Source organism: Pseudomonas marginalis (assembly GCF_001645105.1).
Lineage (GTDB): Bacteria > Pseudomonadota > Gammaproteobacteria > Pseudomonadales > Pseudomonadaceae > Aquipseudomonas > Aquipseudomonas petroselini.
On the sequence record NZ_LKEG01000020.1, the window covers coordinates 1 to 12,669 of the forward strand.

The 12,669-nt window shown below is 63.9% G+C and carries 14 protein-coding genes; 3 read left to right on the top strand and 11 right to left on the bottom strand.

Going from position 1 to position 12,669, the window contains the following annotated elements; genetic code table 11:
- Nucleotides 1-137 precede the first annotated feature (137 nt).
- The 6 genes from ubiT to pdxH all read right to left on the bottom strand — a co-directional run bounded on the left by ubiT (nt 138) and on the right by pdxH (nt 5,014).
- Complete coding sequence (ubiT, locus tag AO064_RS02100) at nt 138-605, bottom strand: ubiquinone anaerobic biosynthesis accessory factor UbiT (RefSeq protein WP_064052244.1); 468 nt, start codon at nt 603-605, stop codon at nt 138-140.
- Nucleotides 599-1,489: a U32 family peptidase gene (locus AO064_RS02105; protein ID WP_064052245.1), complete on the bottom strand. Its 891-nt coding sequence runs from the start codon at nt 1,487-1,489 to the stop codon at nt 599-601. The genes ubiT and AO064_RS02105 overlap by 7 nt, the downstream gene beginning before the upstream one ends.
- Nucleotides 1,490-1,499: 10 nt before the next feature.
- Nucleotides 1,500-2,495 (bottom strand): ubiquinone anaerobic biosynthesis protein UbiU, encoded by a 996-nt coding sequence (ubiU, locus tag AO064_RS02110; RefSeq protein WP_064052246.1) that lies wholly within the window; start codon nt 2,493-2,495, stop codon nt 1,500-1,502.
- A 9-nt stretch (nt 2,496-2,504) separates the two neighbouring features.
- Nucleotides 2,505-3,731, bottom strand: coding sequence for a molybdopterin molybdotransferase MoeA (locus AO064_RS02115; RefSeq protein ID WP_064052247.1), 1,227 nt, complete (start codon nt 3,729-3,731; stop codon nt 2,505-2,507).
- Nucleotides 3,728-4,282, bottom strand: a complete 555-nt coding sequence (moaB, locus tag AO064_RS02120; protein WP_064052248.1) for a molybdenum cofactor biosynthesis protein B — start codon at nt 4,280-4,282, stop codon at nt 3,728-3,730. Before moaB ends, AO064_RS02115 begins: the two co-directional genes overlap by 4 nt.
- An 84-nt stretch (nt 4,283-4,366) precedes the next feature.
- Nucleotides 4,367-5,014, bottom strand: a complete 648-nt coding sequence (pdxH, locus tag AO064_RS02125; protein ID WP_064052249.1) for a pyridoxamine 5'-phosphate oxidase — start codon at nt 5,012-5,014, stop codon at nt 4,367-4,369.
- On the opposite strand from pdxH, the gene AO064_RS02130 reads away from it, so the two are divergent.
- Nucleotides 5,013-5,339, top strand: a complete 327-nt coding sequence (locus AO064_RS02130) for a hypothetical protein (RefSeq protein WP_064052250.1) — start codon at nt 5,013-5,015, stop codon at nt 5,337-5,339. The genes pdxH and AO064_RS02130 overlap by 2 nt on opposite strands.
- Here the strand turns inward: AO064_RS02130 and AO064_RS02135 are convergent, their stop codons facing one another.
- Together AO064_RS02135 and AO064_RS02140 are read right to left on the bottom strand one after the other, a co-directional pair.
- Nucleotides 5,340-5,762, bottom strand: a complete 423-nt coding sequence (locus tag AO064_RS02135; protein WP_064052251.1) for a hypothetical protein — start codon at nt 5,760-5,762, stop codon at nt 5,340-5,342. It lies immediately after the preceding gene.
- Between the two features lie 9 nt (nt 5,763-5,771).
- Entirely contained in the window at nt 5,772-6,962 is a 1,191-nt protein-coding gene (locus tag AO064_RS02140; protein ID WP_064052252.1) for an NnrS family protein, read from the bottom strand.
- Between the two features lie 227 nt (nt 6,963-7,189).
- Here AO064_RS02140 and AO064_RS02145 point away from each other — a divergent pair, with 227 nt between their 5' ends.
- Both AO064_RS02145 and AO064_RS02150 read left to right on the top strand, forming a co-directional pair.
- On the top strand, nt 7,190-7,909 hold the full coding sequence (locus AO064_RS02145) for a Crp/Fnr family transcriptional regulator (RefSeq protein WP_064052253.1): 720 nt from the start codon (nt 7,190-7,192) through the stop codon (nt 7,907-7,909).
- A complete protein-coding gene (locus tag AO064_RS02150; protein ID WP_082893854.1) occupies nt 7,906-8,097 on the top strand; it encodes a protein DnrP in 192 nt (63 codons plus the stop codon). Before AO064_RS02145 ends, AO064_RS02150 begins: the two co-directional genes overlap by 4 nt.
- On the opposite strand, the gene AO064_RS02155 is transcribed toward AO064_RS02150, so the two are convergent.
- The 3 genes from AO064_RS02155 to AO064_RS02165 form a co-directional block, all read right to left on the bottom strand.
- Nucleotides 8,091-9,932, bottom strand: a complete 1,842-nt coding sequence (locus AO064_RS02155) for a nitric oxide reductase activation protein NorD (protein WP_064052254.1) — start codon at nt 9,930-9,932, stop codon at nt 8,091-8,093. The genes AO064_RS02150 and AO064_RS02155 overlap by 7 nt on opposite strands.
- 64 nt (nt 9,933-9,996) lie before the next feature.
- The gene (locus AO064_RS02160) at nt 9,997-11,418 is read right to left on the bottom strand and encodes a cbb3-type cytochrome c oxidase subunit I (protein ID WP_064052255.1); all 1,422 of its coding nucleotides are present in this window, start codon (nt 11,416-11,418) and stop codon (nt 9,997-9,999) included.
- Between the two features lie 3 nt (nt 11,419-11,421).
- Nucleotides 11,422-11,862 carry a c-type cytochrome gene (locus AO064_RS02165; protein WP_064052256.1) on the bottom strand — a complete coding sequence of 147 codons (441 nt, stop codon included), beginning with the start codon at nt 11,860-11,862 and terminating at the stop codon, nt 11,422-11,424.
- Nucleotides 11,863-12,669 lie beyond the last annotated feature (807 nt).

Sequence of the window (12,669 nt, forward strand, 5' to 3'; positions counted from 1 at the left end):
GGCACACCGAGCGTGAGCGAGGTGCCGAGTGTTGGGGCAAGAGCCTTTTGGTTACTTTTGGGCTCCTTTCAAAAGTGACCCGCCGTAAGGGCGGAACCCCTACCAGCCGTGACCTAAACAACGGATCTGCCCACAGTTCAAACCGCCACCCCCCGCCCCGCCCGCTCAAGCCCCCGCCACAACCAAACCGGCAACACATCCGAATCCAAACTGTCTATCAAGTTCTTCAACCCCAACCCCAACTCCGTATCCCCCTCGATCACCAACCGCCGCCGAAAGAACAACGTATCCGGATCTTCCTGCCGGCTGGCCAGCAGCAAAAACTCCCGCCAATTCCCACTGATGGTCACCTGGGCCTGCGCCTGCGAGGCAATCCGCAATCCCTCCCGCCCCAAGGTCAGGTACCAGCACAACCCCAAATCAGGAATACGCAAACACATCCAGCGTCCCCGCAACAAATCAAAACCGCCATCACGCAAAGGCTCGGCCAAACAGCGGTTGAGACCCTGCTGCAAGGCCAGACGCTGCACTGCAAACGGCACACGCCGTATCAACGGCAACAACCGGTCAGCCCCCTTGAGCAACCATTGCTTGCGACTCAACACAACCCCACCTCCTCAACCCGCAACATGCCGGCCTGGCCATGCCAGTAACCATTGCAGCCATCCACAAACAGCGGCGGCGTGGCGCCCTGGCGTACCTGGTCGAAGGCGCGCACCACGTCGCTCATGCCCTCGGCCCGAGGGCTCAGGCGCAGCAGATCAGCCCCACACGACACCAAGCCAGGGTAGTCGGCCAGCAAGTTAGTGACATCGGCCGACAGGGTCTGAATCCCGTTCAAGGTGAACAACGCCTGCCCTTCCTGACTGGTCAAAGCCATGCCGTCCGGGTAGTTGATGCAGCAGAACTGGCAGTCATCCTTCGGCCGGTTTTCTGCACGCGCGGTGAAGCAGCGGGCTGAGTACGCCAGGGGCAGATGGCCGTAGGCGAAGATCTCGACTTCGGGCAACGGCCGCCCCAATTCACGCACCTGTTCCAGCACGTCGGCGATCAGGCCGTGGGAACATTCCACCGGCGGCACCCAGCGTTGCATGCCCGCGTCGAGCAATTGCACCAAGGCATGGCCGTTGTAGAGGTTGAGCGCCGGGCCGCCGACGAAGGGCAATTTGCGTTCGATCAGCAACTGCACCGCGCCCATGTCGTTGGCTTCGACCAGCAACTCGCCGTTGTCGCACAGGCGGCGCAGGCTCGACAGTTCCGAGGCGGCTTCGATCAAAGTCAGGCTCGACAGCACGATCTGCGCCGAGCTGCAGGCCTGCAATTCACGGCCCAAACCCAACCATTGATCCAGGTTCAACGCGCGGCGTTTGGAGCACACGGTTTCGCCCAGGTAGATCACGTCCAGGGGCAAGCTGGCCATGTCCGCGTAGAAGCGCCCCAGGTGTTCCTTATCCCAATAAAACAGCACCGGTCCGAGGCTGAGTTTCATCTGTGTGTCCTCACTGCCAAGCACGATGGTAAGCACCCAGGGTCGTCTGGCTGCCTTCGGAGAGTCCGGCCAGCACCTGGCGCCATTGGTCCTTGACCACAAAGTTGGCGGGGCTGCTGCGGTGGGCGTCGAGGGCGGCGCGCCAGACGCGGGTGACTTGTTCCACATAGGCCGGGCTGCGTTGCCGGCCTTCGATCTTCACCGCCGCCACACCGATGGCGCTGAGTTCGGGTAGCAGGTCGAGGGTGTCGAGGCTGGTGGGTTCTTCCAGCGCATGGAAGCGCTTGCCGCCCACCAGGAACCGGCCTTTGCACAGGGTCGGGTAGCCGGCGGGTTCGTTGGGGGTGTAGCGGTCGATCAGCACTTCGCTCAGGCGTGCGCTGAGGCCGTCGGCGTCGTCGCTCCAGCGTACCGCCTTGGCCGGTGAACACACGCCGCACAGGTTGGGCGACTCGCCGGTGATGTAGGACGACAAGTGGCAACGCCCTTCGGCCATGATGCACAGGCTGCCAAACCCGAACACTTCGATGGGTACGCTGCTGGTGGCCGCCACCTGCTTGACCTGGGCCAGGGACAGCACCCGTGGCAGCACCGCGCGGCGGATGCCGTAGCGTTCAGCGTAGAACTGCAACGCCGCCGCATGGGTGGCCGAGCCCTGCACCGACAAGTGCAGGGCTAACTGTGGATGACGCTCGGCGGCATAGCCGAGCACGCCGGGGTCACCGGCGATCAGCGCGTCGACGCCATGGTCGGCGGCGCGGTCCACCGCGCGTTGCCAACGCGGCCAGATCTTCGGTTGCGGGTAGGTATTCACCGCCACGTACAGCTTGCGCTGGTGCTGGCGGATATGGGCGACGGCGGCGTCAAACTGCTTGTCGTCCATGTTCAACCCGGCGAAATGCCGGGCATTGGTGTCATCGCGAAACCCTACGTACACCGCATCGGCGCCTTGGCGCACGGCGGCTTTCAGCGCAGGCAGGTTACCTGCCGGGCAGACCAGTTGCATGGTGGCTCCTCAGTGGAAATCGGCAAAGGACAGGAACGGCACCGCCGCGCCTTTAAGCACCTGTTGCTCGCGCTCGACGATCACCAGGCCATCGGCCCAACAAGCCGCGACGAGCATCGCCGAGCTTTGCTGGGGGTGCAGGACCGCACGCAATTGCCCATCGCTGCCAGGGCTCAAACGTGCGCGCAAATACTGGCGGCGCTTGTTGGGTTTGAGCCATTCAAAACCGGCCGGCACACTGATCGGTGCCGGCAACACCTGCTCGACGCCCTGGGCCCGCAGCAGGAACGGGCGCACCACCACCAAGCTGGTCACCAGCGCGGCGGTGGGATTGCCCGGCAGGCCGATCCAAGGTTTGCCGGCCACTTGGCCGAACGCCAAGGGTTTGCCGGGCTGGATCGCCAGACGCCAGAAATCCACGTTGCCGAGTTCCTGAATGGCCTGTTTGAGGTGGTCCTCCTCCCCCACCGACACGCCGCCGGTGGTCAGCAGCAGGTCGCATTCGGAGGACGCCAGCGCCAGTGCATCGCGACTGGCTGCCAGGGCGTCGGCCATCACGCCGTAGTCGTGCACCTCCACGCCCCAACCACGCAGCAACGCCGCGACGAGGTAACGGTTGCTGTTGTAGATTTGCCCAGGCGCCAGTGACTCACCCGGTTCACGCAATTCGTCGCCGCTGCTGAGCAGGCACACCCGCAGCGCTCGATAGACCTTCACCCGCGGGATGCCCGCCGCCGCCAGCAGACCGATTTCCTGGGCGCGCAGGCGCTTGCCCGCCCCCAACACGCACTGCCCGCGTTGCAGCTCCTCGCCGCGCTTGCGCACGTGGTCACCCAGCCGCAGTGGTGGGCACCAGATGCGCTGGCCATACACGCGGCAGCGTTCCTGGGGGATCACGCTGTCGGCACCGACGGGCAGCGGCGCACCGGTGAAGATCCGCAGGGTTTGCCCAGCTTGCAACGGCACCTCGCTACTGTGCCCAGCAGCGATGCGCCCGGCCACTTCCAGGTAACCGCCCTGCTCCGGCACGTCAAACGCGCGCAGGGCGTAGCCGTCCATGGCGCTGTTGTCCCAACCCGGCAGGTCAAGGGGCGAGAACACGTCCTCGGCGATCACCCGTCCGAGGGCCTGGGCCAGGGGAATGACTTCGGTGGACGGTGGCGGTGGCGCCTGGGCGAGCAATTGCGCGATGGCCTCCTCCACCGGCAGCAGGTCGCCGCTGTCACACACGCTCATGACCGCGCCTCACACGCGCCAAGCGGTTGATCGCTCTGGGGCTTGAGGTGCGGCGCGAAGTTGCATGGGCCGGTGCGACTGTCCAACTGGCCAAGCAGAATCTGGTCCCAGGCTGTGCGACAGGCGCCCGGAGAGCCGGGCATGCAGCACACCAATACACCGTTGCTGATGCCGGCCAGGGCACGGGATTGCAGGGTCGACATGCCGATTTCCGCCAGGGACACCTGGCGGAACAGCTCGCCGAAACCGTCCACAGACTTGTCCAGCAACGGCATCACGGCCTGGGGCGTGTTGTCCCGAGCGGTAAAACCGGTGCCGCCGGTCATCAGGACCACTTGCACCTGAGGGTCGGCGATCCACTGCGAGACACGCGCGCGGATCTGGTAGATGTCGTCCAGCACAATGCTGCGGTCGATCAACACGTGGCCGGCACGTTGCAGGCGGTCCACCAGGGTTTGCCCGGAGGTGTCGGTGTCATAGGTGCGTGTGTCGCTGATGGTCAGTACCGCGATATTCAGCGAGACAAAACTGCGTTGGGTCAGATGGGCCATGATCAAGGCTCCAGGCGTGAAGAAAGTTGCACTCAGCCTGCGCCGCAATGGGCGCAGGGCCTATTCCTCGGAGGAGGTATGCCGTTAGGGGGCCAGGCGCGTGCACTGCCAGTGGCCGTCGTGCAGACGGTAGTCGAGACGGTCATGCAGGCGGTCGGGGCGGCCCTGCCAGAACTCGATGCGCCGGGGTTGCAGGCAATAGCCGCCCCAGTTGTCGGGCCGTGGCGGCTGGCGCCCGGCGAAGCGTTGCGTGACCTCACGCAAGCGGCTTTCCAGCTCGCTGCGATGGGCCAGGGGCTGGCTCTGTGGTGAAGCCCAGGCGCCCAACTGACTGGCGACCGGGCGCGCGTCGAAATAGTCATCCGACAGCTGCGCCCCCGCCTGCACCACCGGGCCCTCAATGCGCACCTGACGCTCCAGGCCCGGCCAGAAAAACGTCATGGCCGCATGGGGATTACTCGCCAGTTCCTGGCCCTTGGCGCTGTGGTAATGGCCAAAAAAGATAAAACCCTCGGCGCTGAATCCCTTGAGCAACAGGATGCGGCAATGGGCATGCCCTTGGCTGTCCACCGTGGCCAAGGCCATGCTATTGGCCTCGGCCGGCGGCACTTCCGTCTTGCGCGCCTGGCCCAGCCACTGGCCGAACAGCACCAACGGATCCGCCTGCGCGTTCTCGTCACGCAAGCCATAGAGGGTGTAGTTACGGCGCAATTGCGCAAGGGACAGGGGCATGACGCGATCCTCCAGAAAGTTCGCCACAGTGTGGGAACTACTGCTGCGTTATCCCTTGACCGCGATCAACAACCGCCCGCGGCATGACGCCGCAGGGCGATGGGTATTGTGTCTGTCGAACTCGGTTAAACAAGGGGGCTTGCTCCCGATCGCAGTGGAACAGTCACCGATGCATCAACTGACACACCGCCATCGGGAGCAAGCCCCCTCCCACAGTTTGATCGCCATGCTTCAGGTGGATATCCGCTGGCTTTTGATCTTAGACGCCCCGTCAAACACGCTGGCCGAACGCAGGCTTGAATCCGTGGGTAACCCGGCGAGTTGATCAACGCAACATCCACTTCGCCAGAATCACGATCACTACCATGTGCCCCAGGATGCTGCGGCGGATCCACAGCGCTCTCCGGGGGCTCAAGCACTTGTGCGACAGCCAGTATGCGAGCAACAGGTAATGCCCGATGATGCTCAGGGCCAGCAGGACTTTCAGACTCAACATCAACCCGAAGCGGCTGTTCCAGGCGATGCCCCAGTAGTGCCACGCCAGGCCGAGACCCGCGCCGTACAGCACGATCACCACCAGGTGCAGTACCCGCCGCGAACGCCGGGCGATGGCCTGCTCGGAGGTGAACTGCGCCGACCAGGCCAGTTCCTCGCGGGCGCTGTGCCAGATCACCACGTCGAAAAACAGCGTGCCGATAAACGCGATGGCCGCCAGCAGATGCACAATCAACAACCAGGCATACAGCATGTGTGTCTCCTAACCCGGATGCCCGTCGACCCGCGCCTGCCATAGCATCGGCCCGTAGCGCCACAGGTACAGGCCCAGCCCAACAGTCCAGCACAGGCCCGCCAACCACAAGGCCGCCAACGGCCAGGCCAACACCAGCACGACGCGGCACACACAGGCCAGGTTCAGCAGCGCAAAGGCCAGGGTCATCCCGCCCGGCGGCTGCAAAGGCCGGCCGGTATGGCCGAGGCTGACCCGCGCGATCATCGCCAGGATCAACCCGGCCATGGCGCCGATGGTCAGCGCATGCACCGCCAGGCTGGGATTGAGCGGCGCGCCAAAATGCCACAGCGCCATGCCCAGGCACGCCACGGCCAGCCAGGCATACGCCAGGTGCAACGACCACAGCAGCGGCACGCGCCACAGGCCGCGGTCATGCCAGCGCGCCAGGCGCAGCAGATGCCCCAGGCCCAGCGCGGCAAACAATGCGCCGCTCCAGGGGGTTGGAAACAGGGCCAAACCGCTGGCGTAGAGCAGCGCCACCAGGATCGAGCCGCCGAGCAGCAAGCGGTCCAGCCAGGGCCAAGGCTTGACGGGGTCGACCCGGCCCAGGCCGCGCTGGGTGAAGAACGGAATCACGCGGCCACCGATCAGCCCCATCATGGCGGCCACCAGCCACAGCCCCGTCAGCACCGACAGCCGCTGCCCGCCTTCGTCATGGCGCCACAGCCCATACAGCGACAACCCATCCGCCACGGCCAGCAACACCAGCACCAGCACAATCGGGTAGTTACGCGTCTGCCGGACCTTCCACAGTGTCCAGCCCATCACCCCGGCCACGGCCAGCGGGAAGCTCAGTTCCAGCAGCGCCAGCAGCGGCCACGGCACGTTGAGCAGCCAGCCCAGGCGCGCGGCCAGCCACAAGGCCGCCAACAGGGCCAACGGCATGCCGCTGAGGCCGGGGCGACCGGTCCAGGTTTGCACCGCCGTCAGCAGGAACCCGGCGATGATTGCCAGGCCGAAGCCGAACAACAACTCATGCCGGTGCCACGCCAGCCACCCCCCGGCGGGCTGCCAGGTGCCGGTGGCGCCGCTGAGGGCCAGTAGCCAGAGGGGAATCGCCAGCGCCGCCAGCAGGCAGGCGCCGAGGAAAAACGGCCGAAAGGCCAGGCGAAACAGCGGTGTTATCGACATCGCTTTGCGCCGATCCATTACGTGCATGCCAAGGCTCCTCAATTTATCACTGCGCTGATCTTGCGCTTACGCGCGCGCGTTGCCCTTGTCGCAGATCAAGTCGCGGCCCGTGCCGTAGGCGTACCCTCACCGGCATCATCCCCGTTTAACCTGCGCCATGGAGCCATGATGAAAAACGCCTGCGTCCCGCTTGCCTGGTTTGTGATCCTGGGTTCCATGCTGGCAGCGGCCAGCGGCCTGTCACTGGTGCTGATATGAACGCCGCGCTGCCACCGCTCAAGGATGTGCACCGCGTGTTGCATCGCGTGCACCATCAGATCCTGCGCAGCCACCACCTGTTCGAGCCCATGGACGAGGCGCAATTGAGTGAGCTGATGAGCAGCAGCCAGTTGCTCAGCGTCGACAAGGGTGAGCCGCTGTTCCGCCAGGGCGAGCCCGCCGATGCGTTCTATTTCGTGATTGCCGGTGCGGTGAAGATCTACCGCCTGACCCCGGACGGCCAGGAGAAGGTGTTTGAAGTAATCGGCGAGCGCCAGACCTTCGCCGAAGCGATGATGCTGATGGACACTCCCAATTATGTGGCGTGCGCCGAAGCGGTGTGCCCGACCCAGCTGTATCGCCTGTCCAACGCCACGTATATGCGCCTGCTGCACAGCAACAGCCGCCTGACGTTCGCCCTGCTGGGCAAGCTGTGTGTACGCCTGCACCAGCGGGTCAACGAGATCGACACGTTGTCGCTGAAAAACGCCACCCACCGTGTGGTGCGCTACCTGCTGACCCAGTTGATGCACTTGCCGGCAGGCGAAACCCACTTCGAACTGCCGATGGCCAAGCAACTGATCGCCGGGCACTTGTCGATCCAACCGGAGACGTTTTCGCGGATTATCCGGCGCTTGATCGACGAAAACATCATCACCCAGGACGCGCGCCAGATCGCCATTCTCGACCGGCAACGCCTGGAACAATTCGAGTGAAAACCTGCCTGTATTGCCAACACCGCAATGCCATGGAGCGCGACAGCTGCGAAGGCTGCGCCATGCCGTTGCCCGAAGCCGAGGCACGCGCCCTGGCGCGACGGTTAAGCCGCTTCCAATGGTTTTGCCTGGGCCTCACGCTGTTTTGCATCGCGATGTTCTTCTGGCTCCCCCGGGATATCTACTGACGTTCAGTGAGCTGCCGGTACAGCTGGGGCAAGCGCTGGGGCAACTGCTCCGGCTGGCGGATCAGGGTGAAGCCATGGGCACCGAACAGGTACGGCAGGTAGTCGCCGGCCTGTTTGTCGATGGTGATGCAGAACGGGATCAAGCCCTGGCGCCGCGCCTCTATCACCGCTTGGCGCGTGTCTTCCACGCCATAGCGGCCCTCGTACAGGTCCAAGTCATTGGGCTTGCCATCGGTGAGTAACAACAGCAGTTTGCGCCGTTGCTTGCAGGTACCCAGCAACCGGGTGGCCTGGCGAATCGCGGCGCCCATGCGTGTGTAGTAACCCGGTTTAAGCCCCTGGATCGCACCGCGAATGCGGTCGTCGTAGGGCTGGTCGAACGACTTGAGCACCTGCAAACGCACCTGGTGCCGACGCAGGGACGAAAACCCGTACAGCGCAAAACGATCGCCGGCGCCTGCCAGGCTTTCGCCGAACAACAGCAGGCTGTCGCGAATCACGTCGATGACTTTTTGCGTGTCGTTCAAGTGCGCGTCGGTGGACATCGACAGGTCCGCCAGCAGCAGGCACGCCAGGTCGCGGTGGCTGTGACGTTGCTCCATGAACAGGCCGCGTTCGGCACAGGCGCCGTGCTGGCGCTCCACATGAAAATCCAGCCAGGCCTGCAGGTCGAGTTCGCTGCCCTGGGGTTGCTGGCGCAGCCACTGGCGGTCGGTGCGCAGGTGCTGGAATTGCCGACGCAGGCGCTGGGCCTGAGCGTGCAGCCGCGCGGGCAAGGGTTGCGGCGCATCGAGGCGCGGATGCATCGGCTGCAGGTTGACGAAGTCGTCCAGCAGGCGTTGTTGGCGATAGTCCCATTCGGGCAACTTGATGCCTTGGCCAAGGGGGATGTCGTCGACGTCGGCCGGTGGCAGGTCCAAGTGCAGCTTCAAGCCGCCGCTCTTGCGCACACGCTGGCGTGACAGGCTCAGTTGGTCGAGGTCTTCGGCGACGCGGGCAGCGTCAGGGTCTTGGCTGTCGTCGGTCCAGCGGTCGAGGTCGACGTGTTCGGTCCAACTGAACAGGTTTTCCAGCCGCACCACCAGCAGGCCGCCGTCACGGCTGTTGTCGTCCAGCCGGGTCGCGCGTTTGGGCGCGCCGTGTTGCTCGCCGGGCGTTGTCGACAGGTCGTCGCCTTCGTCGTCCAGGTCTGCGCTTTGTGGCGCGTCCAGGTGCAGCGGCGGGTACAGCCACAACGGCAACGGCCACGGGGCGCGCTCGCTGCGCGGTAGGTTGCGCACGCTGCCAGGTTCGCGCAGGGCCTTGCGCAAGGCTTTCTCCAGGGCCGCTTCGTCGGGGCGCAGGCTGGCGGGGTCGGGGCGCAGTGCGATATGGGCGTGCACCAGGCGCCGGTAGCTGGGCAGCAGGACCGGGTAACGTTGCAACAGCAGCCAGGTCCAGCGCTGGTTGTCCCGCACCCAATGGGTCATGGGGCCCGACTGCGCGGCGAGCAGCGCCAGCCAGCGGTACAGTTCCTGGTTGAGTGCAGCCTCGGGAAATACCGCCAGGCTGGCCGGCAAACGCAAACGGCTGCCGTCACAGGAGGCCAGTGGCGCATGCCTGCAGGTGCCGGCGATGCGCATCAGCAGGTTGCGGCGCAGCAACACATCGCGCTCGCCGGCCGCCTCCAGGGCGATGCCACCGGCACCGCCGAGGGCACGAAACAGCAGCTCCAGGCTGCGCTGGCGGTCGGCTAACTGCACCTGCGCCTCGGGGAAGTCCACGCGGGCGCGCCGTGTAATGAAGCGGTGCCAGGCGCTGCCGACCCACTCTTCGAGTTCCAGGGTAAAGGCCATGGGGTTGCTCCAAACGTAAAACGGCCCGCTGTACCAGCCGGGCCGCCCTCTTGGGGATTGACGATCAATACACAATGGGCGCCGGCGCACCGGCCACACTGCGACGTTGCCGGAAGCTGTACAGGTAGCAGAGCAGCCCGAGCAGGAACACCACACCGCTGGCCAACCGTGCCCAGAACAATGCGGTCAGGTGTTCCACCGTGGCCATGAACGGCAGCGCCGCTCCGTCCACGGGCCAGCGTTGCAACCACACCTGCACCACGCCGGCGGCGGTGAGGAACAGGGTAATCATCACCATCGACAACACCATCAGCCAGAAGCCCCAGATTTCGATGGTCTGCGAGCGCGCATCCGGTGCTTCACCGAGGCCGCGCAGGCGAGGCATGGCGTAGCTGATCAAGGTCATCACGATCATCGCGTAGGCGCCGAAAAACGCCAGGTGACCATGCGCCGCCGTGAGCTGAGTGCCGTGGGTGTAAAAGTTGACCGGTGCCAGGGTGTGCAGGAAGCCCCACACCCCGGCGCCGAAGAACGCCGTCACCGTGGTGCCCTTGGCCCACAGCGTGGCCGCGCGGTTGGGATGCTGGCGCCGCCGCCGTTTGACCATGGTGAAGGCGAACATCACCATTGCCAGGAACGGCAAGGGCTCCAAGGCGGAGAAGATCGAACCGACCCATAGCCACACCTGCGGCGCACCGATCCAGAAGAAGTGGTGCCCGGTACCGATGATGCCGGTGATCAAGGCCATGGCGATGATCACGTACAGCCACTTCTCCACGACTTCGCGGTCGACGCCGGTGACCTTGATCAGCACGAACGCCAGCATCGAGCCCATGATCAATTCCCACACGCCTTCCACCCAAAGGTGCACCACCCACCACCAGTAAAACTTGTCGCGCGCCAGGTTGCTGGGGTTATAGAACGAGAACAGGAAAAACACCGCCAGGCCGATCAGCCCGGTCATCATCACCATGCTCACGGTGGTCTTGCGGCCCTTGAGCAGGGTCATGCCGATGTTGTAGAGAAAGCCCAGGCACACCACCACGATGCCCATTTTGGTGATGGTGGGTTGCTCAAGGAATTCACGGCCCATGGTCGGCAGCAGTTCGTTATGCGTCAGCTTGGCCAGCGCCGCATACGGCACCAGCAGGTAACCGAGGATGGTCAACACCCCCGCCACGGCGAACACCCAGAACAACAGGATCGCCAGTTTCGGGCTGTGCAACTCGCGATCCGCCTCCTCGGGCACCAGGTAGTAGGCGGCGCCCATGAAGCCGAACAGCAGCCACACGATCAGCAGGTTGGTATGGACCATCCGCGCCACGTTGAAGGGGATCAGCGGGAACAGAAAGTCACCCACCACGTATTGCAGGCCCATGATCAGGCCAAACAGCACCTGGCCAACAAACAGCATCAAGGCAAACACAAAATAGGGTTTGGCCACAGCCTGGGATTGGAACTTCAGATAGGGATTGGCGCTGCGCATGGCTCAGCCCTCCTTGTTCGGTGGCCAGTTGTTGGTGTCGATCTTCGAGCTCCATTTGAGGAACTCGGACAGATCATTCACTTCCTGGTCATCGAGGTTGAATTGCGGCATGGCCCGCCGCCCTGGCACACCGAGGGGTTGCATCTTCATCCAGGCGTGCAGGAACGGTTTGAACCCCTCTTCCCCGCCCCGGCGCTGGAACACATTGCCCAGCTCCGGCGCAAAGTACGCGCCCTCGCCCAACAGGGTGTGGCAGCCGACGCAGTTATTGCGCTCCCACACACCCTTGCCCCGCACCACCGATTCGGTGAGTTGGTCGGCGTTGCTGCGGGAGGGAAAGGTTTGTTCGGTGTGGTAGGTCAGGGCCAGGAAAATCAGGAAGAAGAACACGCTTCCTCCGAAGTAGATATTCCTGGCCATGCCCTTGGTGAAGGTCTCTGACATGGTCGTCTTCCTCATGGCTTGGCGGGGGTCATGATAGGAAGGTGAGGTGGGAAAAGTGCTTGATGGCGATCAAGAAGATTGAGTACAAAGGCTCTTGCCCCAACACTCGGCACTAAGATCAAAATCAGGCTGATATCTACCTGATGTATGGAGATCAAACTGTGGGAGGGGGCTTGCTCCCGATGACGGTGCGTCAGTCGCCATGTCTGCCAGCAGTGCCGCCGCCTTCGAAGCCTCGCTGAAGCTCGACATCTCCCACAGGGGGATGGGGGTGTTTGGTAGAGCTGTAGCCGAACACTTTCTGCCTGCTGACTCAGGTCTACTGTGGGAGGGGGCTTGCTCCCGATGGCGGTGGGTCTGCCAGCCCATCNAGTGCCGCCGCCTTCGAAGCCTCGCTGAAGCTCGACATCTCCCACAGGGAATGGGGGTGTTAGGTAGAGCTTTAGCCGAACACTTTCTGCCNATCTACTGTGGGAGGGGGCTCCCGATGGCGGTGGGTCTGCCAGCCCATCTGCCAGCAGTGCCAACGCCTTCGAAGCCTCGCTGAAGCTCGACATCTCCCACAGGGAATGGGGGTGTTAGGTAGAGCTTTAGCCGAACACTTTCTGCCNGTCTACTGTGGGAGGGGGCTTGCTCCCGATGACGGTGCGTCAGTCGCCATGTCTACCAGCAGTGCCACCGCCTTCGAAGCCTCGCTGAAGCTCGACATCTCCCACAGGGGATTGGGGTGTTTGGTAGAGCTGTAGCCGAACACTTTCTGCCTGCTGACTCAGATCTACTGTGGGAGGGGGCTTGCTCCCGATGGCG

Bases quoted from the DNA above. Each gene is read 5' to 3' on its own strand.
- AO064_RS02105 (WP_064052245.1), bottom strand. From the start codon at position 1,489: ATGAAACTCAGCCTCGGACCGGTGCTGTTTTATTGGGATAAGGAACAC.
- ubiU (WP_064052246.1), bottom strand. From the start codon at position 2,495: ATGCAACTGGTCTGCCCGGCAGGTAACCTGCCTGCGCTGAAAGCCGCC.
- AO064_RS02115 (WP_064052247.1), bottom strand. From the start codon at position 3,731: ATGAGCGTGTGTGACAGCGGCGACCTGCTGCCGGTGGAGGAGGCCATC.
- moaB (WP_064052248.1), bottom strand. From the start codon at position 4,282: ATGGCCCATCTGACCCAACGCAGTTTTGTCTCGCTGAATATCGCGGTA.
- AO064_RS02130 (WP_064052250.1), top strand. From the start codon at position 5,013: ATGACGCGATCCTCCAGAAAGTTCGCCACAGTGTGGGAACTACTGCTG.
- pdxH (WP_064052249.1), bottom strand. From the start codon at position 5,014: ATGCCCCTGTCCCTTGCGCAATTGCGCCGTAACTACACCCTCTATGGC.
- AO064_RS02135 (WP_064052251.1), bottom strand. From the start codon at position 5,762: ATGCTGTATGCCTGGTTGTTGATTGTGCATCTGCTGGCGGCCATCGCG.
- AO064_RS02140 (WP_064052252.1), bottom strand. From the start codon at position 6,962: ATGCACGTAATGGATCGGCGCAAAGCGATGTCGATAACACCGCTGTTT.
- AO064_RS02145 (WP_064052253.1), top strand. From the start codon at position 7,190: ATGAACGCCGCGCTGCCACCGCTCAAGGATGTGCACCGCGTGTTGCAT.
- AO064_RS02155 (WP_064052254.1), bottom strand. From the start codon at position 9,932: ATGGCCTTTACCCTGGAACTCGAAGAGTGGGTCGGCAGCGCCTGGCAC.
- AO064_RS02160 (WP_064052255.1), bottom strand. From the start codon at position 11,418: ATGCGCAGCGCCAATCCCTATCTGAAGTTCCAATCCCAGGCTGTGGCC.
- AO064_RS02165 (WP_064052256.1), bottom strand. From the start codon at position 11,862: ATGTCAGAGACCTTCACCAAGGGCATGGCCAGGAATATCTACTTCGGA.